This is a genomic window from Vibrio sp. QJM3NY_35, from assembly GCF_057785915.1.
In genome coordinates, this window is the sequence record NZ_CM173508.1 from 404,444 (window position 1) to 430,097 (window position 25,654).

The following is a 25,654-nucleotide window of genomic DNA, read 5'->3' on the forward strand; positions in this document are numbered from 1 at the left end:
GCCGGACTCAATTTACTTTTTGTTTCCACTTTTTAATAAAAAGTAGAATCAAAAAATGAACAATCATTTCTGATCATTCGAATACAAGACACTTGAATGTGTTTGTTGTGTTTATACTGTTCTTAATAAATAAGAGCAGATAAACATTGAGAACTTTTAAATTTGATTAACTTAATCACAGCCTTGAGCTGTTTGATTTCACTTTTTAAAGTGAAAACCAATTAAGTAATCAGTCAGCTTTCCAAATTGTTAAAGAGCAAGAGTTTTTCAAGTTTTAAACTTTCAAAACCATTTTTAAAGACTCTCATTAGACTATTGTCACCAAAGAATGCTTAAAGATGGTGGGCGATACCGGGCTCGAACCAGTGACCCCCTGCTTGTAAGGCAGGTGCTCTCCCAACTGAGCTAATCGCCCATGATAGTTTTGATTCCTTCATGGAGAAAGAATGGTGGAGCTATGCGGGATCGAACCGCAGACCTCCTGCGTGCAAGGCAGGCGCTCTCCCAGCTGAGCTATAGCCCCATATTTTTATTTCCTTGGGAGGAAATGGTGGGCGATACCGGGCTCGAACCAGTGACCCCCTGCTTGTAAGGCAGGTGCTCTCCCAACTGAGCTAATCGCCCCAAATTTTATTTCCTTGGGAGGAAATGGTGGGTCGTGCAGGATTCGAACCTGCGACCAATTGATTAAAAGTCAACTGCTCTACCAACTGAGCTAACGACCCAATGGTATCCCGTAGGGGAGTCGAACCCCTGTTACCGCCGTGAAAGGGCGGTGTCCTAGGCCTCTAGACGAACGGGACACTGCTAATTTATCTCCACTTTAAAAAGCAGAAACAAACTTTGAAGAACCTTGGGAGTTCTTCATCTCTTTTTCTTTTTAAACCTAATCAATCTGTGTGGACACTCATCGTAAGTATCTTCGTATAAGGAGGTGATCCAGCCCCAGGTTCCCCTAGGGCTACCTTGTTACGACTTCACCCCAGTCATGAACCACAAAGTGGTGAGCGTCCTCCCCGAAAGGTTAAACTACCCACTTCTTTTGCAGCCCACTCCCATGGTGTGACGGGCGGTGTGTACAAGGCCCGGGAACGTATTCACCGTGACATTCTGATTCACGATTACTAGCGATTCCGACTTCATGGAGTCGAGTTGCAGACTCCAATCCGGACTACGACGCACTTTTTGGGATTCGCTCACTATCGCTAGCTTGCTGCCCTCTGTATGCGCCATTGTAGCACGTGTGTAGCCCTACTCGTAAGGGCCATGATGACTTGACGTCGTCCCCACCTTCCTCCGGTTTATCACCGGCAGTCTCCCTGGAGTTCCCGACATTACTCGCTGGCAAACAAGGATAAGGGTTGCGCTCGTTGCGGGACTTAACCCAACATTTCACAACACGAGCTGACGACAGCCATGCAGCACCTGTCTCAGAGCTCCCGAAGGCACACCTGCGTCTCCGCTGGCTTCTCTGGATGTCAAGAGTAGGTAAGGTTCTTCGCGTTGCATCGAATTAAACCACATGCTCCACCGCTTGTGCGGGCCCCCGTCAATTCATTTGAGTTTTAATCTTGCGACCGTACTCCCCAGGCGGTCTACTTAACGCGTTAGCTCCGAAAGCCACGGCTCAAGGCCACAACCTCCAAGTAGACATCGTTTACGGCGTGGACTACCAGGGTATCTAATCCTGTTTGCTCCCCACGCTTTCGCATCTGAGTGTCAGTATCTGTCCAGGGGGCCGCCTTCGCCACTGGTATTCCTTCAGATCTCTACGCATTTCACCGCTACACCTGAAATTCTACCCCCCTCTACAGTACTCTAGTTCACCAGTTTCAAATGCAGTTCCGAGGTTGAGCCCCGGGCTTTCACATCTGACTTAATGAACCACCTGCATGCGCTTTACGCCCAGTAATTCCGATTAACGCTCGCACCCTCCGTATTACCGCGGCTGCTGGCACGGAGTTAGCCGGTGCTTCTTCTGTTGCTAACGTCAAGAGATAGCGCTATTAACGTTACCCCCTTCCTCACAACTGAAAGTACTTTACAACCCGAAGGCCTTCTTCATACACGCGGCATGGCTGCATCAGGCTTTCGCCCATTGTGCAATATTCCCCACTGCTGCCTCCCGTAGGAGTCTGGACCGTGTCTCAGTTCCAGTGTGGCTGATCATCCTCTCAGACCAGCTAGGGATCGTCGCCTTGGTGAGCCATTACCTCACCAACTAGCTAATCCCACCTAGGCATATCTTGACGCGAGAGGCCCGAAGGTCCCCCTCTTTGGCCCGTAGGCATTATGCGGTATTAGCCATCGTTTCCAATGGTTATCCCCCACATCAAGGCAATTTCCTAGGCATTACTCACCCGTCCGCCGCTCGACGCCCATTAACGCACCCGAAGGGTTGTTAGTGTCGTTTCCGCTCGACTTGCATGTGTTAGGCCTGCCGCCAGCGTTCAATCTGAGCCATGATCAAACTCTTCAATTTAAGATTTTGTGACTCAACGAATACTGACTTCAAAACTAATATTCATTGCTCTTTCAAAAAAGATTGATGAACATGTAATTCTAAAGCTATTACCCCTCTCTTCTTAAATAAATAGGAACAGAATGGTAATGAATTGACTGTGCCAAATACCTTCTTTCTACAAGAGAAAGTAGTTATTCGTATTGGTCACTCAGTTCATTGAAATCAATTTGTTACCGAAGTAACTGTTATTACGCTCTTTCGAAAAAGAACCAATAACGTTTTGATATTCATCAACGAGTGCCCACACAGATTGATAGGTTTAAATTGTTAAAGAGCTTTGCTTATCGAAACTTTCTTTTTACAAAGAAACCCTTGAAAGCGGACGTGAATTCTAGCGATTTAATCTTAAGTGTCAAACACTTTTTAAAATTAATTTATTTCGAACTTTCCGTCTTACTGATTACCGCTGAGGCCTTGTGGCGTCTGCCGTGTCAGTGAGGCGGCATTATAGAGATCATCGAAAACATGGCAACCTCTTTTTTGATAAAAATTCAAAAAATTTGCTTAAGCGTCTACTTTTACGTCAAAAGCTTCTTTCACAGGTCAAAGCTCATACAATTACAGGCATATCACTTAATATTTCGCGACTAGATCTTTCGAAAATACCTCTATATCTAGTTCAATGCTCCATTTATCACTCAGTTCTACGATGTTATCTAGCGACTGCTGAACCGTTTTTATCGTTAACGTATTATTGTCTAGGTCGTATACCTGTTTTTGCGTAGTGTAATAGAAGTAAAGAATGGTCAGCGCGTCTCGGTCGCCTTGTTCCGCTTTTGGCTGAATGCGCTTGAGCTTACGATAGATTTGATTGTGGATTTGTTTCAGGTTCCAAACATAAAGCGCTTCTTTGAAATACTCATGCCCTTTCACTCGGCTTGCGATAAACGCATTCAAAGCGACAGATAAGATCACCCCAAGTACGTTCAAATGAAAGTTCCCTGTCGATTCACCAGTAATTGAAGTCGCCGAGCCAAACAATTCGATCAGAATGGTGCCGAATACAATGGCAAACAATGCAAGTGACCCAACTAATGACACCAACAACAGGTTCATCTTCTTTCTATATTCTTCTTTATTAATCTTCTGTAACTTCACCGACAACTTCCTTATGTAAGTCACTTTATAATTTTGCGCATACTATCTATGTAAACATTGGTTCGCTTCAACCCTTACCGTCTTGTAATGTGGTCATTCTCTATTTAATACTCAAAGTTCGCGGGTTGGTGCTAAGTGCAACTCCATTTGACTTCATTAATAGAAAAGAGTTACATACCGCCACAATTTTGATTATTCATCAATTCATGTTGATAAAGTCCGTTTCGCTTTATCACATACTGACAAGGTACATTCCATGCGTTCATTTGTATTACGCGCTCGCGCAGCCCCTACAGAGAGCAAACTTATCTTAGAAGGTGTTGGGCAAGATGCTCATACTGAGATTCTGGCTCATACCCTGATGAACACGATCTTCGTTGCTCAATCTCACCGTGAGAATGTCACCGTGCACCTTGTATTAGAAAGTACTAAAGACTTTTCACGTACGATTACATTTGATTCAAACGAGATCACCAACATTGGCGGCTTCCATGAGTCTGCATTGTTATCAGCGGTAGTAAGAGCGGTTGACGCTTCTCAAGGTATGACAAAAGAACAGGCGCGTCAGGTTGAGCCGGGCATCACTGTTCGTACTATGAGTTTTGAAAAGCTGGTTAAAGAGCTAGCTGAAGACCACCAACTGTACATGATGGATAAGAAAGGCGACTTTATCCGTGACGCATCGATTGCTGAAAACCCATGTTTCCTTCTAACTGACCACATCCCTATGCCAAAGAAAAGCTACAACAGCTTAAAGCGTTTAGGAACAGAGAAAATCAGTTTAGGTCCGAACATGCTGTTCGCTTCTCAGTGTGTGGTGTTGATCAACAATGAGCTTGATATTCGCGGTTTCTAATCTCCGAACTAATAGTCTCAACGCAAAAAGAGCTCAACTAAGTGAGCTCTTTTTTATTATCTATCTCTTGATGTCAACGGTGTTATCTCGAAATCAGACCTGATTAACCAAAGATGAAGCTGTATAGGAAGCCTGCCCCCATCGCCATGCTTAGAATAACGAATAGGAATGCTGCAATCATTTGATTCTTAAAGATTGATTTAAGCAGGATAACTTCCGTTAAACTTGCGCCTGCACTACCAATGATCAATGCCATTACTGAACCCAACGCCATACCTTTTTGTACTAAAGCTGCACTTAGTGGGATTACCGCTTCAGCACGAATGTACAGTGGAATACCAATCACGGCTGCTACTGGAATCGCATACCACATACCGTCACCAGCGTACTGTACAATGAGGTCTGTAGGAATGAAGCCGTAGATGAATGAACCAATCGCGATACCCATCATTAGGTAAGGGAAAACTTGTTTAAAGTCTTTCCAAGTTGAGAACCAAATTCTCATCCAACGGCTAGGTTCTTTCTTCTCTACGATTTCAGCTGTTGCGCTTCCATCCGCTGAACAGCATGAAACCGTTACTTGTGGCTCTTCTTTTTTAGAATCGCAGCAAGATGTCTCTTTCGCCATTACGGGTGCAGGTTCACCACATGCACTTGTACCACATGAAGATTCCGCTTTAAACGGTGCTGCTTTCTTAGGAGCAGAGTCACCACAGCTAGTGCCACAGCTTGAAGCTGAAGCTGTTGATTCATACGCTTCAGGTTTTACGTAACGCTCAAAGCCAAGCTTCTCAAGAGCGTAACCAGCCACTACAGACACCGTCATTGCTACAAGGAAGTAGAACACAGCAACTTGCCAGCCGAAGGTAATCACAAACAAACCAATGATCACTGGGTTCAATAGCGGGCTACCAAATAGGAACACCATCATTGGACCGAAACCCGCTCTTGCACGCAGCAATCCTTTTAGGAAAGGAATGGTCGAACATGAACAGAAAGGTGTAATCGCACCCAGTAATGCGGCAATCGCATAGCCCTTACCGTTGCGTGAGCTCAAGATAGATTGAATCTTCTCAGGCGTAAGGAACTCTTGCAGAATCCCAACAATGTAGCTAATTGCCAAGAAAAGGATGATTAGCTCTACTGCTAAGAAAGCAAACATATCAAGCGCGTCTTTTAGCATTGTTAACATTTCATTGCTCATAATTAACTCCAAACAGGATTGAAGGTCGAACTCTATGAGGAAAGTACCCGACCCTTAATTTCGAACATTCTCGAATTATAGAAATAAATAGTTACAGATCAAGTTTTATTTCGATAAAAATCGAATTAATTTTCAAATCAAAAAACTTTCAATGACTTACGTATTCACTGTTTTTATATTTGAATTCGATCGTCATTTCGACTATTATCGAAATTAAATCTTGAGGAGTTAATATGAACTTAGAAGTCGTAGCAAAAGCACTGAAAGAGCTGGGCCACCCTATTCGCCTTAGTATCTATAAAAGTGTCGTTAAAGCTGGCTACCAAGGCATTGCGGTTGGCGGCCTACAAGAAGAACTCGGTATCCCCGGTTCTACTTTATCTCACCACATATCAAGCCTTGCATCAGCAGGCCTCATAAGCCAAAGACGTGAAGGCAGAACTCTCTTTTGTGTCGCAGAATATGAATGCCTAGAAGGGGTTATTGGTTTCTTACAAGACGAGTGTTGCGTAAATGAACAGTGCAACTAATGCACCTTTGAAGCTAGAACAAGTCTGGGCCAAGTACCAGCAAGCATTAAAGTCATTCCTGCATTCAAAGGTCAAAGCCAGCAATTGATGCTGGCTTTGTTGTTTTCATAATCTGCGAATCGAGTGCTTGATCGAACCGAACTATGCTGCTTCTGCTTTAACCACAGGTTGATAGCGCCCCGGTTTATGATTCATTGCTAGAATCAAGTTGGTGACTATCGCACCAAGCACAGACAGAAGAACCAATGACACATCAACAATGAACAGAGAAAGCACAACAATCGTGCAGTCTAATGCCATCTGAACCTTACCCGCTCGAATCCCAAAACGTTCTTGTAAGAACAACGCCAGAATGTTGAAGCCGCCTAAGCTCATCTTATGTCGGAAAATCACCAGCATGCCGGTACCAATCAAGCCACCGCCAAGTAAAGCTGCATACAATGCATGAATTTCGGCAATTTGAATCACGTGATACAAGTGATCCACGGCGAACGAAACAATCGAAACAGCGATAAACGTATTGATGGTGAAGCGCCAGCCCATACGAGCAACCGACAAAATATAGAAAGGTAAGTTAAGTGCGAAGAATACTTGGCCAAAGCTTAGGTCTGTTACTTTGGTAATGAAGATCGCTAGACCAGCCGTGCCTCCGGTGAGCAAACCGACTTGGTTGAAAAAGATAACGCCGAGTGAAACCAGTGCGCTACCTAAGATCAGTGCCAGTAAGTTTTCGCGAAGGTTATGATCTTTATCCATGTGAATGACTCTCCCTGAATCTTTTAACATCGTGTTTCAGTAGTCTTGAAACGATTTATGACCAAATTTACGATGTTTGACAGATAAGTCGAGTGAACGAGCAATGTTGCTTAGTGATTAGTTTGTATATTAGTTTTTACAGCTTTGTGAAAACTTAAATTAAACAGCTAGTTATAAACCTTAATTTAGGCTTTCATTCTTAATTAGATAGTTGTTTGTATTAACCAACGAGCTTCAAGTTTTCTTATTTATTGAACACGTTTTGTCCCAATTCCAATCAAGCGATAATCTATGCATAAAACACATAGACTACATCACAAATGGTCATTTGATACATAACCTACTCATCACTATGATGCGCGACTTCTTACAACATTGAGCGCATGTCAACACCGTATGTTTTCACAATCTCTTTTTGCCCAACTGGCCAGAATGACGCTATTTCTCGTCATTAGTTTGGTTATTGTGCATCACAGTCAGCCATTGATTGATCTCTTGGCTCAGCATGCCGTGAGCAGTGGCTGCCACCAGCAATCAGCGCATGAGCATTCTGGACACGAACATCACCATGAGATGACTGACCAACACATGTCAGCGCAAGACCACTCACATCACCACCATTAATTTAAGAGTATTAGAATGAGCATTTTCCGTTTTCCTTTACTGGTATGGCTAGGGATAGGCACACTTATTATCAGTCTAGGGATCAGACAATCATTCGGCATTTTCATGATGCCAATTTCAGAGCATTTCGGTACAGGTCGCGAGTTTTTCAGCTTTGCGATTGCGCTACAAAACCTATTGTTCGGCGTGTTCCAACCTTTTGTTGGTATGGCTGCTGACAAATGGGGAGCAAGACGCATCATTATCGCGGGTGCATGTGCTTACGGTTTGGGTTTGCTTCTTACCTCAATTTCTACCGAATCGAGCATGCTTTACGTTTCATTGGGTGCACTCGTTGGCCTTGGCTTAAGTGCGACAAGTTATGTGATCGTGCTTGGTGCAGTGGCGAAAGTTGTACCGGCAGAGCACGCAGCTAAGGCGTTTGGCTTAACCACAGCTGCAGGTTCATTTGGTATGTTCGCGGTAATTCCGGGCGCACAATACATGCTGAACGAGTTTGATTGGCAAAGTGCGATGCAAGTGTTTGGCGTACTGTGTTGTTTGATGATCTCTTTTGCCCTGTTTATGCGAGCGCCTAAAGCAGCCTCAAACAAACAAGCGCAAGCTGAAGAGAATCAAACACTGAAAGAAGCGCTGTCTGAAGCGTTTGCTCACAAAGGTTACTGGTTGATTCACGCGGGCTTCTTCGTGTGCGGTTTCCACGTAATGTTTATCGCAACGCACTTACCGAGCTACTTAGCAGACAAAGACCTACCAGCGAGTAGCGCTGCGATGGCACTGGCTTACGTTGGCATCTTCAACATCTTCGGATCTTACTTCTGGGGCGTAATGGGTGACAAATTCAGCAAACGCCACGTTATGTCTGCACTGTACTTAGTGCGTACTGTGGTTATCGGTGCGTTTGTGACTCTGCCTGTGACTGAGTCAACTGCGGCTATCTTCGGTGCGGCCATTGGATTCTGTTGGTTGGGTACAGTACCGCTAACGTCTGGCTTAGTTCGTCAGATCTTCGGTGCCCGTTACCTATCAACGTTGTACGGTTTGGTGTTCTTTACTCACCAAGTGGGTAGCTTCTTAGGCGCTTGGGTGGGTGGTCGTATTTACGATTACTACGGTTCTTACGAGCCAATCTGGTGGTCAACGGTGGTGCTGGCATTTGCAGCAGCACTTATCCATTTACCAATCAATGACAAGCCCATTGAGCGACTGAAATTGGCAATGGCTTAACGTTTTATGCTGACTCCCCCACTAGCGTAAACAACAAGTCGTTCCAATAAAGCGAGTGAGTATTGAAAGGAAGCATCCTGAGATACTCACTCGCTTTTTTGTTGGTCGTTATAATAGAAATTATAACTAGCGAAACTGGCATAAACCTCACTGAATAATAAGACTATTCTTTTGGTTTTCATTTATAGTATCCACCCGCTCCTTTAAAACTAATCCGCAGGCTTATGGAATACATAGATCAGACTGTCCTTATCGCAATGGCACTCATTTTTGTCGGCTCGTTTGTGCAAACCGCAATCGGCTTTGGTTTGGCCATTGTTGCAGCCCCACTGCTGTTTTTGGTCTCTCCAGATTATGTACCTGCGCCTATCTGTTTAATCGGTCTGTTTATCTCGTTATTCAACGCTTTTAAACATCGAGCAAATATCTCTATTGGCGGATTAAAAATCGCATTGCTGGGCCGCATTCCAGGCTCACTAGCAGGCGGGGCTTTGTTGGTGATGGTTTCAACGAGCGTGTTATCACTATGGTTGGGCTTATTGGTGGTATTTGCCGTGATTGTTAGCCTACTGCCCTTTAGACTCGAACCAACCCCAACTAAGATGGGTATTGCGGGGTTCTTTTCTGGGTTCTTTGGCACCAGTTCGGGTATTGGTGGTCCGCCGATGGCACTGCTGCTCCAACACCAAGATGCCAATCAGCTTCGTGGTAACCTTTCTGCGTTTTTCGTGTTTAGTTCGATCATCTCGTTGATTATTCAAATCCCAATTGGCTTCTTCACCATGCACCACTTAATCATCACCATACCTTTGCTGCCTGCTGCTTGGTTGGGTTACAAAGTGGCATTGATGACGACACAAAGCATCCCTAAAGAGAAGATACGCATTGGTTCATTACTGCTATGTTCTATCAGTGGCTTTACGGCAATTTGGCAGGGGTTCGCTGGCTAGTTATTGGCGATAAAGACTGGAAGAAAAAAGACATCTTAAAAACCACAGATCAAACAGCCAATAGATAAAAGGACGTTCTATGACTTACGACGAATTCAATGCATTCTGTGAATCACTGCCTGCAACCAGCTATGTGATGCAGTGGAATAACTCTCACGTTTGGAAAGTGGGCGGCAAGGTGTTTGCGATTGGTGGTTGGGGGCCGAAAAATGAGCCTGCGTTTATCTTCAAGGCATCCGATCAGAATTTCGACTTTCTCAAAGAAGAGCCGGGCTATAAACCCGCACCCTACTTTGCTTCTCGTGGCATGAAGTGGATTCAGCTTTTTGAGAGCACATCAGAAAGGGATGAGGAACTAAGATACTACCTCACTGAGTCACACAGAATTGTGTCTTTGGGGCTTACCAAAAAGAAACAAGCAGAACTCGGGCTCAATCAGTAGCCAGAATCTCTGCTTGTTAAATATAGAATTATGCACTTCTTAAAAACTTAGGCAGCTCTTAAAACCTTAAGCCTCTCTTAAAAACTTAGGTGACTCTTAAAAACTTGGGCAATAAAGGTTCTATCTTTTGCGTTGGAATCAGTGGCACCAATAAATACATTAAACCCGCAAAGGCGATAGACGCCGCTAAGTCTTCAGGACGATGCATACCAAGCCAAACACGGCTATACGCTACACCACCAGCCCAAGCTAACATGCCACCTACAAGGTAAAAACGCTTCGCTTCTAAGAACAACCCACCAAAGAATGCCAAGCAAACACCCACGAAAATCATGTGTCCAGACGGGAATGAATAGTCTGTTTCGCCATGCCAATGACGAGTTCGCCACTCGCTGACCTTATCTTTTACTGACTCAATGGCCACGTTCTTTTCTTCTAGTGGCAGTTCATAAAACAACTCCGGCATATCAACCACTTCTTGGGTAACTAAGTACTCAGTATATGGGCGTGGACTCTCCGTTGATGATTTAAGGAATGTCTTTGCTGCAAAGCTTAACACCAATAAAATACCAAGCTGCAAACAAAGACTCACTAGCTTTGCTTTTGAGAACTTTAATGTCAGGACCAACAAAGAGAGAGTCGCGAGTGTGATTAGGAACCCTTGGTTACCCGCTGAATAAGTCACGAATGTCATCACAGCACCATAGAAAGGCAATACAGCACTTCCAAGGTCGAAGTCAGATCCAAAGATCAAAAAGGGTACTAGAGAATACAAGCTTAAAACGAGCAGTAATAAGCCTTTGGATTTGTTAGAGAACAGAGAAGTCATGGCTAAGATCTTTGAGATAAAGTGGTCGGATGCTATCGCAGCTTAGCATCGCCAATATCAATTTTATGTCAAAACGGTCAGTAAGCCGTCATGGTGTAACAATAATCGATTAAGGGGCCTCTTGAGTATTGAGCTGATGAACTGTCACTTCATCACCAATAATACAGACCATCCACTTGTGCACATATAGACATCAAAACCCACTAAACATAACCTGCGCCCGGCTAAACACCACACGCCAAGGTCTGCCGATAAAGTGAACACTTACCTGATTATAAAGGCAGAATCTGAAAAACTTTGCTGTCAGTCCTTTAAATCCACTATCGAAAGGATTACCATCTGGTCTGCTTTCAAAGCAAAACAAATTATTAATTTTTATTCTCAGGGCGGGGCGAAATTCCCCACCGGCGGTATGTCCTTAACAAAATCTAAAGATAAGCCCGCGAGCGCTCGATTCGTCGAGGTCAGCAGATCTGGTGAGATGCCAGAGCCGACGGTTATAGTCCGGATGAGAGAGAATGGAAACACACTCGTTTAAGTTGGAAAGGCGCACCTATCTATTGGGTTGATGCCTCCAACTCAGACGGGTGCATTTCGTTTTGGATAAAACCATAATGAGCTAAAGCCTCTTGTAATGAGTAGGCTTTGTCGTGCTCGGTTGAGATCCCTCATACAGCCCTGATTCTGGTGATATTTTAGGAGTTTAACCATGAATCAGTCTTCACTACTTGCCGAATTTGGCGAACCAATCACTCGCGTTGAAAACGCACTGCAAGCTCTACGCGAAGGTCGTGGCGTACTGCTACTTGACGATGAAGATCGTGAGAACGAAGGCGACATCATCTACTCAGTAGAACACCTGACGAATGCTCAAATGGCGCTTATGATCCGTGAATGCAGCGGCATTGTGTGCCTGTGTCTAACTGACGAGCAAGCAAACCAACTTGAACTTCCACCTATGGTTGTTGATAACAACAGCGCAAACCAAACTGCGTTCACCGTCACTATCGAAGCAAAAGTTGGCGTAACAACAGGTGTTTCTGCCGCTGACCGTGTAACAACGATCAAGACAGCTGCCAACCCAACAGCTAAGCCTACTGACCTTGCTCGCCCTGGCCACGTATTCCCGTTACGCGCGCGTAAAGGTGGTGTACTTGCTCGCCGTGGTCACACAGAAGGTACTGTGGATCTTATGCAAATGGCTGGTCTTCAATCAGCTGGCGTACTATGTGAAGTAACCAACCCAGACGGCACAATGGCAAAAGCGCCAGAGATCGTTGCTTTCGGCAAACTACACAACATGCCAGTACTGACCATTGAAGATATGGTGATGTACCGCACTGAGTTCGATCTTAAGCTTGCGTAACGTTTAGTGCTAAACGCTTCTTAGCACTTAAGCTAACGAAACTCAGAAATGAACATTGAAAGGCCTCACTCTTACTGCTTTTTCTAGTTAAAAGTATATAAAGGGTGAGGCCTTCTTCATTTCCTACACTGAAATCTAAGTTCCATCTCCCCACCGGCGACTAACCTCTCAAAAAATCCTGCAAAACATGAGAAACATTCACTCGAATGGTGAACTCATGCACCATAATTGATCATCCATAATTATAGATAAATCATAAGCAACTGAAATATAACATTTATTTATTTTGGCACGGTGCCTGCACTACCACTAAGTAGGTATACAAATATTAGGAGTTGAATATGTTTGTAGTTATTTCAGTGGGTTTATCCGTATTAGTACTTGCGGCCCTGTTTCATTTCTCAAGGAAGAGACAAACAGCGCTATCACACCGGTTTGAAACCTTAGTTCTGCTTAGAGAATTATTGTTGTTATCACGCAAACACCGCGCAGCAACGCATTACGCTCTAGCATATAAATTGTCTAGTGAGTCGATTCGCAAAGTGAACGAGATTTACGACAACATACTTGAAGTCTCTGAGCTGCTTCAGTCCCATGTGTCGTTTGATAGCCGCCCTATGTATCGCATCTATCACCTCAAGCTCATCGCCATGCACAGTGACTGGCAAAACCGTAGCTTGGTGCGTAACCAATCGATTCATGGCAAAACGATACGTCACAGCATGTTCTTAATGGATGAAGTGATGATCATCTGGCTGATTCAGTCTGAACGAGAAGACATGAGCCGTGAGTATCACATGAATTGGCAACAGATCTTAGACTGCATGGAGATCCTGACCAAGTTACGCATGTGCATACCTGATATGGAGAAACCTGAGGAGTACGCGAGATTCAAATTCTACGCATCTCAAACACACCGCAAACTTAACCAATTATCGATTATCTGCCCTATCAGCAGTGGATCTCCCATTTGCACACGTGCGATGCATGCACTCACCGAGATCGCATCAAGTACTGAAGCAACCCAACCAGCAGATAGCATGTACGAATTAACCAGTGATATATCTACTGTGGTATCGCAAGTTTACGACCAAGTATTATCCGACATCACTAGAAACTTGTATCAGCCTTTACCAGACGTAAACGAAAAGGTGATAAATACCCGATTATCCGTACATCATTACATGTAAAGACTTCGTGAGAGGAGAGCGTGCTGGAACTCTGAATTATTGAGTTCAAATCCGATATCACCATTGATATCGGATTTTTGTATTTATGAGTTTTAAAAATTCTATTGCTATATCATTGCCTATGAAGTTTCAAACATCCCCAGACTTGATATCGCTAGACCAAACCTCGGCAGCAAAATCTATGAACTGACGCACAACCGGCAGCTGATAACTACGAGACAAATACACCGCCCACAGCACACTACTCGGTGAAACAAAATCATCCAAAATTCGTTTCAATTTGCCATCCGCAATCAGTGGATTGGCTAAATCACAGGGCAATCGAACAACCCCTTTACCATGCTGTGCAGCGCGGGTTAATACTCCAACATCATTGGCTTTGATAGTGCCAGACACCTCGACCGAAAAATGCTGATTATCCTTAACGAAATCCCACTTAGAAACACTCAAATGGCGAAAACAATTGTGCTGTCGAAGCTCGTCGACCGTTTTAGGTTGACCATGTTTATCTAAATAAGCTTGCGATGCACACACCACCGAATCAATTTCCATTAGCTTTCGAGCAATCAAACTATCGTCAGGTTGATCGGTATAGCGCAGCGCAATATCGATTCTGTCGTCCACCAGCTGAGCAAAACGGTCAGAAGCAAAAAGTTCTACCGTGATATTGGGATGAAGCTCTGTGAACTGTTCAACCACATCCAATAACATGTGCTGAGTTAAACCAATCGGAGCAGCAATTCGAATCACACCTGAAAGAGCATCGGTTTGATTCAGTGCGGTCACTTCTAACTCCGCCGTTTCATGGAGTATTTTCTCGCAGCGCTGTAAGGCAATCTCTCCTGCCGCGGTCAAACTCACCTTACGAGTGGTTCTGTGCAACAACCGCTGTTTTAGCCACCCTTCGATCTCTTGAACATGGCGTGAAACCTGTAAACGGCTCATATCCAAATGCTCAGCTGCTTGAGTGAAGCTGGCACAATTTGCGACTTCAACAAAGCTACGCATCGCCGTCAATCTATCCATCACACTTTTCCTTATCCACTGAACTAAGCCTATTAGATAACTATATAGATACAATCTACATCATTTTACGATATTTATCGCAATATAGTGAGCTATTAGACTGCAATGGCTGTCGAGAAACAGACTCAATAAATGAGATAATTGGAGAGACATTATGAAAATTGCAGTATTAGGCGCATCAGGTTGGATTGGTAGTCACATCGCTCAAGAAGCTAAAGCTCGCGGACACGAGGTTGTTGCTGTTGTAAGAGATGCAAGCCGTGTAGAAATCCGCGATGTTGAGGTTCGTTCATTTGATTTACAAGATGAAGCAGCAAATCTAGCAAGCGCACTATCCGGCGTTGATGCAGTAATCACTTCGATTGGCGGACGTGCTTTGGGCAATCACGACATCGTAAAAAACACTGCGACTAAATTGCTGGAAACATTACCGAGCATTAGTATCGAGCGCCTACTTTGGGTTGGCGGTGCAGGCTCATTAGAAGTGGCGCCAAACATTCCGTTAGTTACTGTTCCTGACTTCCCTGCGGATTACAAAAACGAAGCGCTAGCACAGGGCGAAGCGCTTGAAGTGTTCAGACAATCTGATAACGAAGTTAACTGGACGTTCATTAGCCCTGCAGCAGAAATCTTCCCGGGCGATAAGCTATCAACCTACCGCACTGGTGGTGATCAACTGCTCACCGACGAAGATGGCAACAGCAAAATATCCGTCAGCGATTACGCCATTGCGATGATTGATGAACTAGAAGCTGGCAAGTTCCCGCGTCAACGTATTGGTGTCGCTTACTAGTCTGCCCATATGTGAAAATTGAAAAAGCCGATTGCTCAAAGCAATGCGGCTTTTTCATCTTTATATGGAGCATTCCTCTAATCCAATGGCAAGTGCCCCGTTTTCACGAGGATAACGGTCTCTTCTTCCACATATGGAAAATGCTCGCTCATATGAGGGCTGCGCATCCATGTGTGTTTTGGATACTCGCCATGTTCATCTTTAAAGGTGCCAGACAACACAAAGATCTCTTCACCGCCAAAGTGACGATGCGGCTGAAAACGTTCACCAACTGGCCACTTCACTAACGCGACATGCTCGTGTTCGAACTCATGCAGCGGCATCACTTGTAAGCCACCAATACCAGGTAACCATTCCGTTTCTAGCGTATTGATGCGAACTTGAGTTAAGTCTCTCGCATCAAACTGGTTGAGCTTAACCAAGATCGTACAGCCATTTTTGCTGGATGGGGAATGCGCGCTGCCCGGCGGATTACGGATATAAGTGCCAGCAGGGAAATCACCCGTTTCATCTGAGAACACGCCATCTAATACAAAGATCTCTTCGCCTTGTGGGTGTGGGTGCTCAGAAAACGAAGATTCAGGATCGTACTTCACCACGCTGGTCGTGTGGCCCGATTCTTTCTCTTCTCTTTCAAGTGGCTTACGCCAAACCCCTTTAGCAGGGCTTGCGACCCAATCTAGTGTGTCGGTTTCTATAACCAGTCTCTTTGAAAAGTCCATGTTGAACATAATGCCGACCTTATTCTTGTTATCGTTTTAATTATTATTGTTGTCTTTCTCGTTTCTATTCTACGCGAATACTGATCAAAGAGGCCATCTCGCTGCTATTTTGCCTGCGCGATAGCCACCTAAAAAGAATCCTGATTAATTACGACCAGCAATCACACCGCCATCAACATCCCAGATGGCACCCGTTACCCAATCAGCACTGTCTGATAGTAAGAAAGAGATGCTATTGGCGATGTCTTTCGGTAGACCTACTCGACCAATCGGGTGGAACGCGTTGAAACCTTCTAGCGCTTGATCCACTTCTTCAGGTTTAATGAAAGATTCGTAAATCGGTGTTTTAACCACAGCCGGAGACACCGCATTCACACGAATGTTATGCTCAGCCAGTTCCATTGCCATGTGTTGTGTTAATGCATGCAGGCCAGCTTTAGCCATTGAATAGGCAGAAGATGGTGTCGCTTTGATTGCTTGCTTCGCCCACATAGAACCAACGTTAACTACACTGCCGCCGCCGTTCTTGATCATCAACTTGCTGACAGCTTGAGTGATGAAGAAGGTTGCTTTATTAAGCTGCATGTACTGCTCGTAATCAGACTCTTGGTGATCAATAAACGCTTTAGGGTTGAAGTAACCAGCCGCATTAACAAGGTAACCAATACCTTCTTCGAGCGACTCTAAATGCGCAATAAGGCGAGACACACTGGCATCATCATAAAGGTTAGTTTGCCAGCCTGAAGCGTGGCCTAGTGATTGCAGCTCTGACACCGCTTTATCTAACTTAGTTGGGTTATTGCCAACAACCAGCACATGGATGTTTTGAGCGACTAACTGCTTCGCTGTTTCAAAGCCCATGCCGCTTGTGCCACCAATTACGACTGCAATACCATTTTTAGTGAAGTTCATTTTGTTATCTCCTAAGTCATGTGAACGTGGTAATCTTAGGCTTTGAACTAACACTATGAATAGTAAGTACAAATCGGTTAGGTAGGTACTTATTGGTACATCTTTATGAAAAATCAGGAAAACTTTTTTTCAAGAAAATCGGCGCCAGAGCGTTCCGCTCGCATGGTCGAAACCATCTACGGCTGTAAATGGTCACTAACGGTTTACCAATTACTGGCAAATGGCATAAATCGCCCCGGTGAAATGGTGCGTTCGGTCGAAGGGTTATCGACCAAGGTACTGAATGAATGTTTGAAGCGAAATGTGGAATTCGGGATTTTAGACAAGCAAATGTTCAACGAACTCCCACCAAGAGTTGAGTATCAAGTGACGCCCTTTGGTGAGAAGTTCTTACTGATTCTGGATCAACTGGAAAGTCTACAAAACGAAATCGACGAGATGTAGCGCAAACCAGTCAAACGGATAGCAGAAACAGCAAACACACTTAGCTCACGGGCATTTGCTCAAAGCGACCTTTTACGAAATCAATGAAGGTTCGAATTCGACTTGGTTGATAGCGGTCTCGATGGTAGATCGCTGAAAAGTCCACTTTTGGCACCACCCACTCATCAAACACCTGCTCTAGTTGTCCGTCATTGAGCTCTTGTAAGCAATAGATAGTGGGAACTCGAATAATCCCGTTACCCGACTTCGCACCTTGCACCAACACTCGGCCATTTTTACATTGCAGCCTGCCCGTAACATGCACATCGACCGTTTTCTTGGTGTCGTCCAACGCTTGAAAACTCCACTTACGCACCGAGCCTGTTAAGCAATCATGATGGATAAGGTCCTTAGGGTGATTTGGCTTTCCTTTGCGAGCGAAATACTCAGGGCTTGCCAGTGTCCCCATCTCTATGTCCAACAGCTTTCTTGCGATAAAGCCCGCGTCTTCTAGGCTTCCCATGCGAAAAGCGATATCGAAAGCATCTTCAATCAAATCAACTCGGTTACTACTGAAATCAAGGCTAATGCTGATGTCTGGGTAGAGCTGCATGAACTCATTGACCAGATCCGCGATGATCACTTCACCCAAATAGCCGCCGACACAGTTTACTTTTATGTCGCCGCGCACTTCTTCGACATCGTCCACAGCAGCAATCAAGGCTTGGTCTATATTATCTAAAGCTTGTTCACATCTCGCGTACAGATCTTGCCCTGCGTGAGTCAACCTCAAGGTTCGAGTAGTGCGGATAAACAATGTCACGCCCATCTGTTTTTCTAGGCTACTTACTTGGCGTGAAACGTGGGAGCGCGACACATCAAGCTCCTCCGCCGCTTTAGTGAAGTTACCTAAACGAGCGATAAGCACGAAAGAACGAATATCAGACAGGTTAATTTGATTGAGCATGGTCGCCAGCTTGCTTGTGAAATTTAAAGATGATGAAGCTATAGAGTTATGACGCTATAAAGCTATAAAGCTATAAAGCTATAAAGCTATAAAGTGAACACCTTTATTGTTGCACCACAGCAACAGTGTTTCAAGTAAAGCGCTATATATCAACAATGCTATTTTCCTTAATATACCTCCATCGCAACGAAGCAAGGCAACAAGCACTTGATTCGAATGCACTTAAACAATACGTCGTAGCCAACCGACGCAATTAAAGTACAGAGGAAATACAATGAAAAAACTAATCGTAATTACAGGTGCAAGCTCTGGTATTGGTGAAGCAATCGCTCGTCGTCTAAGCGATGAAGGTCACCCTCTGCTACTTCTAGCTCGTCGTGTTGACCGCCTTGAAGCGCTTAACCTACCAAACTCTCTATCTGTGAAAGTAGACGTAACAGACAAAGCGTCTTTTGATGCGGCAATCGCACAAGGTGAAGCGAAGTTTGGCCCTGTCGATGCGCTTATCAACAACGCAGGTGCAATGCTTCTTGGTCAAATCGACACTCAAGACGCTCAAGAATGGAAGACAATGTTCGATGTGAACGTAATTGGTCTTCTAAACGGCATGCAGTCTGTACTTGCTCCTATGATGGGACGCAATACAGGTACTATCATCAACATCAGCTCAATTGCGGGTAAGAAAACATTCCCAAGCCACGCTGCTTACTGTGGTACTAAGTTCGCGGTACACGCAATCTCTGAGAACGTTCGTGAAGAAGTTGCCGCTTCAAACGTTCGTGTTACTACTATCGCACCGGGTGCTGTTGAGACTGAACTTCTGTCTCACACAACATCTCAAGAGATCAAAGACGGTTACGATTCTTGGAAAGAAGACATGGGCGGTGTATTGGCAGCTGACGATATTGCACGCGCTGTATCATTCGCTTACCAACAACCACAGAACGTATGTATCCGTGAAATCGCTCTAGCACCAACTAAGCAACAGCCATAGGCCTTTGCTATCGCGACTAGATCAACGATGAAATAAGCGATGAAATAAAAAAGCGCCACGACTTAACAAGTCGTGGCGCTTTTGTTTTGATTCAATCAAATTGTTAGCAATAAGCGAGATTAGAACTCAACTCGGTAAACTGACGTGCTACCACTCACTTCGTTGCCCACCGCAATAAAGTGGTTATCAGAGCGAGTGAAATACTTGATTGACTCTGGACCTAGGTCACCCGCTTTCGAGTTGTAAGTATCGTTGTCGCAATCACCGTCTTCATCAACTTTGGTACACACTGGTTGTGTAAAGTCTCGGTTGTTCAAGTAACTGATGAAACTTGCGCTTTCAGGCTGTGTCACGTCGTAAACCATGATGCCACCTTGGCGCTCAAGACCAATAAAAGCATAGTGCTTACCGTTAATCTCAGCGACTTCAATAGCTTCAGGTTCTACCCCTTTATCATCGCTGCGATCGTCACCGCTTTGGTTGTTATCATTGGTGCTGTTGAAGTTTGCAGGATCTTGATCAAGTACGATTCGAGCAAAATCATCGCCGCTATCAAACACTAACTCTCCTGACTCATCCCAGATAGAGAACGAGCGGCTGCCGAATGCTTGAACCTTTTGGTCAGCAGCGAGTGTCCCTTGTGGCTTAATCACCTTAAGACGTGCAAGTTGCTTGTTGTCTATCAATGCTCCAGCTAATGGGTGGTTAGCATCAACGTCTAACTTCTTGCCGCGTACTTCATCGACATACGCGATACAAAAGTCTTTTTCCGTGGCGTAGTTTTCGGTGCCTTGATAGTCATCGCCATCCCACTCGAAACCTTTCTCATCACACATTTTTTGCGTGGTCTTGATGCCATATTCACGACCATCACCTTCGTTCGCAGTCACGATGTAGGTGTTGCCCTCAACACTGTAGCTAGTGATGCTATCTGGCATGTAAAGACCTTCTAACATCGCGTAATTTTGTAGATTACCGATGTTTTTGTCTTTGTTTGACGCGTCTAGCTTAGCGTTATCCCAAGGCTTTCCGCCTAGACCAAAAATCGCATCCACTTGTGCACTCGCCACATCAATCGCGGCCAAAGCGTTGTTCTCTTGAAGGGCAACGTAGAGTTTTCCGTTATCCGCAAACGTTAGGTATTCCGGTTCAAGATCTTGAGCAATGGTTGCATTTGGCGCAGAGATTCGAACCTTATCGGTTAGCTCTGCATGGCGAGGCTGACCTTGATTGAATGCCTTGAAATCAATCTGAGTGACTGTCGCTTGCAAAGGACCATTGGTTAAATCCACCAGCGTTACTGAACCTTCAGGATCAATGCTGTAATCCGCATTCGGCTCACCTTCATTTGCAGAGGCAATGTAGCGACCATCTTTCGAGAAGCTCACCATGTCCGGTAATGCACCAGCCGCATAAGTAGTGATCAGCTCTAACGTGTCTGAACGATAAAGTGCAATGATGCCGTTTTGTTGCTTGTCGGCATTTTCAATCGCGACAGCAACTAATCCTTGATGAGTCGACACACTGTTCGCTGCACCAATATCAATACCAGAAGCTGCAGCCGCTGATTGAAGATCAATAGAACCCGCAGATGTTGGTGCGCTGTCAGAGTCCATCGATAACACATCAACTTTCTGAGCTTGAGCGTTCACAACATAAAGCTTGTCGGTACATGAATCGTAGCTGACGATTTCGGCTGCAGAAGTATCAAACGGGGCGTCGGCAATTGAACGGCCAACTAGGCTGATTCCAGTTACCTCAGCATTGGAAGCGCTTGGCTGCTCGATGGATTGGCATTGAAGGCTAAAAGCATCAAGTGATGTTTGAGATGGCGTAGCAGTCGTTGGTGATGTTGGTTGAGAACAGCCTACTAGAGCAGAACTTACCGCGATAGGCAGTAATAATGCCAGCTTATTAAATTTACGATTCATATATCCTCCATAATTTGAATCGCGATTTTATGAGGTGGTTATGACAGCTATCTTTCTGTTTTGTTAACAATAGATGACGACAATAGGTCTACTTTACCCATAACAACAAAGCGTTACAGTGACTAATTCATTAACAATAAAAAAAGGCGCACAAGCTGGCTGGTGCTTGAGCGCCTTAGTAAACTGAATCGTGGATTAGAAGTTGTAACCGCCACCGATCATGAATACCCATGGGTCGATATCAACGTCTGTTGAGAACTGTTGACCGTTAAACTTATATTTTGCAGTAGTACCGATATCTGCATACCAGACCGATGCATTCAAGAACCAATCTTCATTGATCATGTAGTCCATACCGATGTTTGCAGCAAGACCCCAAGAGTCATCAAGAGATAAATCGCTTAAACCTAGATCTTTCGCTCCTTGGTTCAATGACTCATCGAAGAATACCGTATAGTTGATACCTGCGCCTACGTAAGGGCGGAAGTCACTATTTGCTTGACCAAAATAGTACTGAACCATGAACGTTGGTGGTAGGTGTTTTGTATCAGCAATTTCACCTAGGCCAGTAGCAGAAATGTTGTGAGAAAATGGGCTTGCCGCTAGTACTTCAAGGCTGATGTTGTCAGTAAACATGTAACCGAAAGTCAAACCAAGCTGAGTGTTTGAATCTACAGAGAACTCTGTATTCGGATCATTTAACACAGCACCGCTACTATCATTTGGAGATACCGTTGCTGCACCTGCACGGATGATGAAATCACCTTCTTTATGAGCAAGAACATTGGTTGACATAAGAGCCGCAATAACCGCAATACCACATACTGTTTTTTTCATTATAGTTTCCTTTTGGGGGCTTAATCTTTGTTGGTGAATGAGTAATCATTTCTTATTTTGCGTGCAAGGTATCATAGAATAACCCTACTTTATTGATGGAAATCAATTTGTGAAAAGTTGTGATTATTTATGTAAATTTATATCGACCCGATCACTTTATTCCTTCATTTTATTGACAGTTTTGTAATGCAGCTTTTCCGTGCGTCATTTTGTTAATCCAATCCCTTCACTTTGTTCGGATCTTTTTTGGATCAAAATAGAGCAAGCCAATATCTCGCACGCATCATTTTGGTGCAGAACAACAAGAATCAATCTCGCCTCGTATAATATTCAATGAGTTACATTTGGCTTAGTGCTTGCAAGTCTATGTTCATAATCATAAATACATTGAGGTTCTGATCATGCAAGACACTCTAACAATCGTTCTGGCCGGCGGTGTTGGCTCTCGGCTTTCCCCTCTCACCGATAACCGTGCAAAACCTGCGGTACCTTTTGGTGGCAAATATCGAATCATCGATTTCACTCTCGCGAACTGCTTACACTCTGGGCTACGCCAAATTTTAGTGCTGACTCAGTACAAGTCTCACTCTTTGCAAAAACATTTGAGAGATGGTTGGTCGGTGCTTAACCCCGAGCTCGGCGAATACATCACCAATGTTCCCCCACAAATGCGAACGGGTGATAGCTGGTACAGCGGTACTGCCGATGCGATTTATCAAAACTTGTACCTACTTTCGCGCAGTGAAGCCAAGCATGTGGTGGTGTTATCCGGTGACCATATCTATCGCATGGATTACGCACCAATGCTCAAGCAGCACAAAAAGAACGAGGCCGACCTAACTGTGGCGTGCATGGAGGTTTCGATTGATGAAGCCAAAGAGTTTGGTGTGATGGAGATAGATGAATCTCTAGAGATCAATAACTTTACCGAAAAGCCACGTTACCCTGCATGTGTACCTGGTAGGCCAACTCGAAGCATGGCTTCAATGGGTATTTACGTCTTTGATAAGGAAGTACTGACTCAAGCACTATTGGCGGATGCAGAAGATCCGAACTCAAGCCACGATTTTGGTAAAGACATCATTCCTAAATTGGTCGGCAACAACAGTGTTTACGCATACAAGTTTGGGGATGAAGAAGGCCGAGTGACCCAAGATGCGTACTGGAGAGATGTTGGTACTATCGACTCTTATTACCAATCCAACATGGACCTGTTAAAACCAGCTTCGCCTATCGATTTATATCAACCTGATTGGGCAATTCGCACCTATGACCAGCAACTGCCACCAGCGCGAACCATCGCTTCTGTAGAGGGGAACCAAGGGATATTCATCAACTCGATGATCGCGAATGGGGTAGTGATTGAAGGTGGTTCGGCGCAAAACTCTATCTTCTTCCCTAAAGTGAAAGTCAGTAATGCCGCAATTGTGATTGATAGTATTTTGTTTGAAGATGTTGAGATTGGAAAAAATTGCCACATACAAAACTGCATCATCGATAAGAACGTTAGAGTACCAGATGGGACTCAAATTGGCATAGATAGCCTTGCCGACGCCAAGCGCTTCCACATATCAAAACAAGGCGTGATTGTGGTGCCCTCTTCTTACCAATTTGAAGAGTAACCTTTAACGTTGGCGTAGCTTTGCTTTAAACGAAAAAAGGCAGCGAATTCGCTGCCTTCTTATTTAATCACACAGCTTCAGTTAAGCCTTAACTGTCCATGTATTCGATTAAACAGAAACCTTAGAAAGGCCCTAACTCAATCATTTGAGCAATCACAACGGAAACCAAAGCGCCTACCGACCAAAACAAGAACAACGGCAAGAAGAAACGAACCCACTTGGTGTAAGGCACTTTTGCAATAGCCAATACCGCTAACAAGCCACCATTGGTTGGGTAAATATAGTTAGAGATACCATCACCCAATTGAGAAGCCAGTGCCGCCACTTGACGAGTCACTTCACCAATATCTGCCAACGGAATAATGATAGGCATGGTAATCACCGCTTGGCCACTGCCAGACGGAATGAATAGGTTGATCGCAGCCTGCGAGAAGTAGATCCCTGCTGCTGCCACAAGTTTAGAGCTACCAGAAATGATCTGTGCAAGATAGAAGATAATAGAATCAACAATCTTCGCGTCTTCCATAATGGTTAGCACTGAACGAGCAAAGAAGATGATCAGTACCGCAACCAATACATCGCTAACACCTTTGGTCCAGTACTCACAAATCTTGTTCGGAGATAAGCCCGCCACCAAACCTGGAATAATCGCCATCGCCACGAATGCACCTGCAATCTCAGTGAAGCCGAAACCCATCGTCAACGTGCCGAAGATCATGTATGCGAACACGCCCAAGAACGCGATGCCCGCAAGCTTTTCACGTGTGGTCAGTGTTTTCGCTTCAACGTTAGATTCGTAGTGATAACCCGTACCGTGCAACAAGCCTTTGGTTGGGTCTTGCTTAACTTTGCGCGCGTAGTTAAGTACATACCAAGCACCTGTTAGTAACATGAACATGCCAACAATAAAGCGATACCACATGCCTGAATACATAGGCAGTTCAGCGATTGTGTGTGCGATACCCGTAAAGAATGGGTTAGCCAAAGCCGCGGCGAAACCGGCACAACTTGCCAGTAAAACAACACCAAGTGCCGTGATCGCGTCATAGCCAAGCTTGATACAGATCGGGATCATCAAAGAGATAAAGATGACATCAAGTTCACGCATACCGGTGAAGGTAACGTTGAAGAAGATCGCCGTCATGATCACAGGTGCAATCACGTACAAGCCCTGCTTCTTTAGCTTAGTGGTTAATGCAACAACGGATGCGTCTAACAAGCCCATGTGTTTGATAATGCCAAAAGCACCACCCACAAATACCACAACGCCCATCACGCCAGAAGCGGATTTGAAGCCTTTAAAAAATGATTCGAAAAAAGAGGCTAATGTTGTTGGGTTGCTGGTCAATTGTGTGTAGCTGTCTGGGTCGATAACCGTGCGGCCATTCATGACCACTCGCTCGAATTCACCAGCAGGGATGAAGTAAGTTGCGATTGCAGCAACGATCACCATGATAACCAAAGAGAGAAACGGGTGGTTTACTTCTTTCTCCGTCGGCGCTGCGTTACCAGCTTGAGATGTAGGTACGGATGTAGATACCGTAGTCGTCATATAGACTCCTTATTTGTCAGCAACTAAGGATCACTTAGCCACCGAGAGGGATTTTTGGAAAAACGAAACCCTTCACGCTGAACTAAGTTCGCGCTAATTTAGGCTGTTTCAAAAAGGCCTTTGATAGATGGTGCTCTCAAATGTACATAGTGAAGTAGTGAGTACTACTCTCTTTGCGTCCGAGCAAAATGCAGATGTTTAGCCAAGTCAGGCCAAACTGAATGAGGTCATTACAAGCAGGTAAACAGAAAAGTCTGTTTTGGTAATGCGTTTTTTATC

The 25,654-nt window shown here is 44.6% G+C and carries 23 protein-coding genes, 5 tRNA genes, 1 rRNA gene, 1 pseudogene and 1 riboswitch; of the genes and pseudogenes, 12 read left to right on the forward strand and 18 right to left on the reverse strand.

Annotated features, from left to right (window positions below):
• Positions 1-339: 339 nt before the first annotated feature.
• The 7 genes from AC3CH3_RS17225 to AC3CH3_RS17255 form a co-directional block, all read right to left on the reverse strand.
• A tRNA-Val gene (locus AC3CH3_RS17225) sits at positions 340-415 on the reverse strand.
• 32 nt (positions 416-447) lie between these two features.
• Positions 448-523, reverse strand: a tRNA-Ala gene (locus tag AC3CH3_RS17230).
• A gap of 25 nt (positions 524-548) precedes the next feature.
• Positions 549-624: transfer RNA gene (locus AC3CH3_RS17235), tRNA-Val, on the reverse strand.
• 25 nt (positions 625-649) lie between these two features.
• Positions 650-725: transfer RNA gene (locus tag AC3CH3_RS17240), tRNA-Lys, on the reverse strand.
• Between the two features lie 2 nt (positions 726-727).
• Positions 728-803: transfer RNA gene (locus AC3CH3_RS17245), tRNA-Glu, on the reverse strand.
• A 124-nt stretch (positions 804-927) separates the two neighbouring features.
• Positions 928-2,482: ribosomal RNA gene (locus tag AC3CH3_RS17250) — 16S ribosomal RNA — on the reverse strand.
• A gap of 615 nt (positions 2,483-3,097) precedes the next feature.
• Entirely contained in the window at positions 3,098-3,622 is a 525-nt protein-coding gene (locus tag AC3CH3_RS17255; RefSeq protein WP_019825373.1) for a DUF3087 family protein, read from the reverse strand.
• A gap of 256 nt (positions 3,623-3,878) precedes the next feature.
• On the opposite strand from AC3CH3_RS17255, the gene trmY reads away from it, so the two are divergent.
• Positions 3,879-4,478, forward strand: a complete 600-nt coding sequence (gene trmY / locus AC3CH3_RS17260) for a tRNA (pseudouridine(54)-N(1))-methyltransferase TrmY (RefSeq protein WP_488538797.1) — start codon at positions 3,879-3,881, stop codon at positions 4,476-4,478.
• 103 nt (positions 4,479-4,581) lie between these two features.
• Here the strand turns inward: trmY and AC3CH3_RS17265 are convergent, their stop codons facing one another.
• Positions 4,582-5,682: a permease gene (locus AC3CH3_RS17265; RefSeq protein WP_488538798.1), complete on the reverse strand. Its 1,101-nt coding sequence runs from the start codon at positions 5,680-5,682 to the stop codon at positions 4,582-4,584.
• Positions 5,683-5,915: 233 nt separating this feature from the next.
• Here AC3CH3_RS17265 and AC3CH3_RS17270 point away from each other — a divergent pair, with 233 nt between their 5' ends.
• A complete protein-coding gene (locus AC3CH3_RS17270; RefSeq protein ID WP_488538799.1) occupies positions 5,916-6,212 on the forward strand; it encodes an ArsR/SmtB family transcription factor in 297 nt (98 codons plus the stop codon).
• Positions 6,196-6,294: pseudogene (locus tag AC3CH3_RS17275) on the forward strand (RNA polymerase sigma factor SigZ); the annotation flags it as partial. The gene AC3CH3_RS17270 and the pseudogene AC3CH3_RS17275, both read left to right, overlap by 17 nt.
• 59 nt (positions 6,295-6,353) lie before the next feature.
• On the opposite strand, the gene AC3CH3_RS17280 reads toward AC3CH3_RS17275, so the two are convergent.
• Together AC3CH3_RS17280 and AC3CH3_RS17285 are read right to left on the reverse strand one after the other, a co-directional pair.
• Positions 6,354-6,968 (reverse strand): DUF6198 family protein, encoded by a 615-nt coding sequence (locus AC3CH3_RS17280; RefSeq protein WP_017065874.1) that lies wholly within the window; start codon positions 6,966-6,968, stop codon positions 6,354-6,356.
• Between the two features lie 460 nt (positions 6,969-7,428).
• Positions 7,429-7,578 carry a hypothetical protein gene (locus tag AC3CH3_RS17285; RefSeq protein WP_488538800.1) on the reverse strand — a complete coding sequence of 50 codons (150 nt, stop codon included), beginning with the start codon at positions 7,576-7,578 and terminating at the stop codon, positions 7,429-7,431.
• A gap of 29 nt (positions 7,579-7,607) precedes the next feature.
• On the opposite strand from AC3CH3_RS17285, the gene AC3CH3_RS17290 reads away from it, so the two are divergent.
• From AC3CH3_RS17290 to AC3CH3_RS17300, 3 genes are all read left to right on the forward strand, one after another.
• Complete coding sequence (locus AC3CH3_RS17290; RefSeq protein ID WP_048611602.1) at positions 7,608-8,819, forward strand: MFS transporter; 1,212 nt, start codon at positions 7,608-7,610, stop codon at positions 8,817-8,819.
• 224 nt (positions 8,820-9,043) lie between these two features.
• The gene (locus AC3CH3_RS17295) at positions 9,044-9,769 is read left to right on the forward strand and encodes a sulfite exporter TauE/SafE family protein (protein ID WP_488538801.1); all 726 of its coding nucleotides are present in this window, start codon (positions 9,044-9,046) and stop codon (positions 9,767-9,769) included.
• A 79-nt stretch (positions 9,770-9,848) separates the two neighbouring features.
• Positions 9,849-10,211, forward strand: coding sequence for an MmcQ/YjbR family DNA-binding protein (locus tag AC3CH3_RS17300; RefSeq protein WP_019821323.1), 363 nt, complete (start codon positions 9,849-9,851; stop codon positions 10,209-10,211).
• A gap of 85 nt (positions 10,212-10,296) precedes the next feature.
• Here AC3CH3_RS17300 and AC3CH3_RS17305 read toward each other — a convergent pair whose 3' ends face one another.
• Positions 10,297-11,040: a phosphatase PAP2 family protein gene (locus tag AC3CH3_RS17305; protein ID WP_488538802.1), complete on the reverse strand. Its 744-nt coding sequence runs from the start codon at positions 11,038-11,040 to the stop codon at positions 10,297-10,299.
• 373 nt (positions 11,041-11,413) lie between these two features.
• Positions 11,414-11,564: riboswitch (FMN riboswitch) on the forward strand.
• A gap of 185 nt (positions 11,565-11,749) precedes the next feature.
• Here AC3CH3_RS17305 and ribB point away from each other — a divergent pair.
• Both ribB and AC3CH3_RS17315 read left to right on the forward strand, forming a co-directional pair.
• On the forward strand, positions 11,750-12,406 hold the full coding sequence (gene ribB, locus AC3CH3_RS17310; RefSeq protein ID WP_017054827.1) for a 3,4-dihydroxy-2-butanone-4-phosphate synthase: 657 nt from the start codon (positions 11,750-11,752) through the stop codon (positions 12,404-12,406).
• A gap of 341 nt (positions 12,407-12,747) precedes the next feature.
• Complete coding sequence (locus tag AC3CH3_RS17315) at positions 12,748-13,596, forward strand: hypothetical protein (protein WP_488538803.1); 849 nt, start codon at positions 12,748-12,750, stop codon at positions 13,594-13,596.
• 129 nt (positions 13,597-13,725) lie between these two features.
• Here AC3CH3_RS17315 and AC3CH3_RS17320 read toward each other — a convergent pair whose 3' ends face one another.
• Positions 13,726-14,622: a LysR family transcriptional regulator gene (locus AC3CH3_RS17320; RefSeq protein ID WP_488538804.1), complete on the reverse strand. Its 897-nt coding sequence runs from the start codon at positions 14,620-14,622 to the stop codon at positions 13,726-13,728.
• A 154-nt stretch (positions 14,623-14,776) separates the two neighbouring features.
• On the opposite strand from AC3CH3_RS17320, the gene AC3CH3_RS17325 reads away from it, so the two are divergent.
• Positions 14,777-15,415, forward strand: a complete 639-nt coding sequence (locus AC3CH3_RS17325; RefSeq protein WP_488538805.1) for an NAD(P)-dependent oxidoreductase — start codon at positions 14,777-14,779, stop codon at positions 15,413-15,415.
• A gap of 77 nt (positions 15,416-15,492) precedes the next feature.
• Here AC3CH3_RS17325 and AC3CH3_RS17330 read toward each other — a convergent pair whose 3' ends face one another.
• Positions 15,493-16,146, reverse strand: coding sequence for a cupin domain-containing protein (locus AC3CH3_RS17330; RefSeq protein WP_372080407.1), 654 nt, complete (start codon positions 16,144-16,146; stop codon positions 15,493-15,495).
• A gap of 135 nt (positions 16,147-16,281) precedes the next feature.
• Positions 16,282-17,049: an SDR family NAD(P)-dependent oxidoreductase gene (locus AC3CH3_RS17335; RefSeq protein WP_488538806.1), complete on the reverse strand. Its 768-nt coding sequence runs from the start codon at positions 17,047-17,049 to the stop codon at positions 16,282-16,284.
• Between the two features lie 105 nt (positions 17,050-17,154).
• On the opposite strand from AC3CH3_RS17335, the gene AC3CH3_RS17340 reads away from it, so the two are divergent.
• Complete coding sequence (locus AC3CH3_RS17340; protein WP_004741127.1) at positions 17,155-17,493, forward strand: winged helix-turn-helix transcriptional regulator; 339 nt, start codon at positions 17,155-17,157, stop codon at positions 17,491-17,493.
• Positions 17,494-17,533: 40 nt separating this feature from the next.
• On the opposite strand, the gene AC3CH3_RS17345 is transcribed toward AC3CH3_RS17340, so the two are convergent.
• Positions 17,534-18,439 carry a LysR family transcriptional regulator gene (locus AC3CH3_RS17345; RefSeq protein ID WP_050643751.1) on the reverse strand — a complete coding sequence of 302 codons (906 nt, stop codon included), beginning with the start codon at positions 18,437-18,439 and terminating at the stop codon, positions 17,534-17,536.
• Positions 18,440-18,713: 274 nt separating this feature from the next.
• On the opposite strand from AC3CH3_RS17345, the gene AC3CH3_RS17350 reads away from it, so the two are divergent.
• Entirely contained in the window at positions 18,714-19,433 is a 720-nt protein-coding gene (locus AC3CH3_RS17350) for an SDR family oxidoreductase (protein WP_488538807.1), read from the forward strand.
• Between the two features lie 119 nt (positions 19,434-19,552).
• Here AC3CH3_RS17350 and AC3CH3_RS17355 read toward each other — a convergent pair whose 3' ends face one another.
• Both AC3CH3_RS17355 and ompW read right to left on the reverse strand, forming a co-directional pair.
• Entirely contained in the window at positions 19,553-21,364 is a 1,812-nt protein-coding gene (locus AC3CH3_RS17355) for a choice-of-anchor I family protein (RefSeq protein WP_488538808.1), read from the reverse strand.
• Positions 21,365-21,559: 195 nt separating this feature from the next.
• Positions 21,560-22,201 carry an outer membrane protein OmpW gene (gene ompW / locus AC3CH3_RS17360; protein WP_019821341.1) on the reverse strand — a complete coding sequence of 214 codons (642 nt, stop codon included), beginning with the start codon at positions 22,199-22,201 and terminating at the stop codon, positions 21,560-21,562.
• Between the two features lie 401 nt (positions 22,202-22,602).
• On the opposite strand from ompW, the gene glgC reads away from it, so the two are divergent.
• Positions 22,603-23,823, forward strand: a complete 1,221-nt coding sequence (gene glgC / locus AC3CH3_RS17365) for a glucose-1-phosphate adenylyltransferase (protein WP_488538809.1) — start codon at positions 22,603-22,605, stop codon at positions 23,821-23,823.
• A 121-nt stretch (positions 23,824-23,944) separates the two neighbouring features.
• Here glgC and AC3CH3_RS17370 read toward each other — a convergent pair whose 3' ends face one another.
• Positions 23,945-25,375 (reverse strand): YfcC family protein, encoded by a 1,431-nt coding sequence (locus AC3CH3_RS17370; protein ID WP_372080399.1) that lies wholly within the window; start codon positions 25,373-25,375, stop codon positions 23,945-23,947.
• Positions 25,376-25,654 lie beyond the last annotated feature (279 nt).

What these genes read in the sequence shown, in the direction of transcription:
- AC3CH3_RS17345 (WP_050643751.1), bottom strand. Translation starts at nt 18,439, where the DNA reads ATGCTCAATCAAATTAACCTGTCTGATATTCGTTCTTTCGTGCTTATC.
- AC3CH3_RS17300 (WP_019821323.1), top strand. Translation starts at nt 9,849, where the DNA reads ATGACTTACGACGAATTCAATGCATTCTGTGAATCACTGCCTGCAACC.
- AC3CH3_RS17265 (WP_488538798.1), bottom strand. Translation starts at nt 5,682, where the DNA reads ATGAGCAATGAAATGTTAACAATGCTAAAAGACGCGCTTGATATGTTT.
- AC3CH3_RS17270 (WP_488538799.1), top strand. Translation starts at nt 5,916, where the DNA reads ATGAACTTAGAAGTCGTAGCAAAAGCACTGAAAGAGCTGGGCCACCCT.
- AC3CH3_RS17350 (WP_488538807.1), top strand. Translation starts at nt 18,714, where the DNA reads ATGAAAAAACTAATCGTAATTACAGGTGCAAGCTCTGGTATTGGTGAA.
- AC3CH3_RS17320 (WP_488538804.1), bottom strand. Translation starts at nt 14,622, where the DNA reads ATGGATAGATTGACGGCGATGCGTAGCTTTGTTGAAGTCGCAAATTGT.
- AC3CH3_RS17330 (WP_372080407.1), bottom strand. Translation starts at nt 16,146, where the DNA reads ATGTTCAACATGGACTTTTCAAAGAGACTGGTTATAGAAACCGACACA.
- ribB (WP_017054827.1), top strand. Translation starts at nt 11,750, where the DNA reads ATGAATCAGTCTTCACTACTTGCCGAATTTGGCGAACCAATCACTCGC.
- AC3CH3_RS17340 (WP_004741127.1), top strand. Translation starts at nt 17,155, where the DNA reads ATGAAAAATCAGGAAAACTTTTTTTCAAGAAAATCGGCGCCAGAGCGT.
- AC3CH3_RS17290 (WP_048611602.1), top strand. Translation starts at nt 7,608, where the DNA reads ATGAGCATTTTCCGTTTTCCTTTACTGGTATGGCTAGGGATAGGCACA.
- AC3CH3_RS17370 (WP_372080399.1), bottom strand. Translation starts at nt 25,375, where the DNA reads ATGACGACTACGGTATCTACATCCGTACCTACATCTCAAGCTGGTAAC.
- AC3CH3_RS17280 (WP_017065874.1), bottom strand. Translation starts at nt 6,968, where the DNA reads ATGGATAAAGATCATAACCTTCGCGAAAACTTACTGGCACTGATCTTA.
- AC3CH3_RS17335 (WP_488538806.1), bottom strand. Translation starts at nt 17,049, where the DNA reads ATGAACTTCACTAAAAATGGTATTGCAGTCGTAATTGGTGGCACAAGC.
- glgC (WP_488538809.1), top strand. Translation starts at nt 22,603, where the DNA reads ATGCAAGACACTCTAACAATCGTTCTGGCCGGCGGTGTTGGCTCTCGG.
- AC3CH3_RS17305 (WP_488538802.1), bottom strand. Translation starts at nt 11,040, where the DNA reads ATGACTTCTCTGTTCTCTAACAAATCCAAAGGCTTATTACTGCTCGTT.
- AC3CH3_RS17355 (WP_488538808.1), bottom strand. Translation starts at nt 21,364, where the DNA reads ATGAATCGTAAATTTAATAAGCTGGCATTATTACTGCCTATCGCGGTA.
- trmY (WP_488538797.1), top strand. Translation starts at nt 3,879, where the DNA reads ATGCGTTCATTTGTATTACGCGCTCGCGCAGCCCCTACAGAGAGCAAA.
- AC3CH3_RS17295 (WP_488538801.1), top strand. Translation starts at nt 9,044, where the DNA reads ATGGAATACATAGATCAGACTGTCCTTATCGCAATGGCACTCATTTTT.
- AC3CH3_RS17325 (WP_488538805.1), top strand. Translation starts at nt 14,777, where the DNA reads ATGAAAATTGCAGTATTAGGCGCATCAGGTTGGATTGGTAGTCACATC.
- ompW (WP_019821341.1), bottom strand. Translation starts at nt 22,201, where the DNA reads ATGAAAAAAACAGTATGTGGTATTGCGGTTATTGCGGCTCTTATGTCA.
- AC3CH3_RS17315 (WP_488538803.1), top strand. Translation starts at nt 12,748, where the DNA reads ATGTTTGTAGTTATTTCAGTGGGTTTATCCGTATTAGTACTTGCGGCC.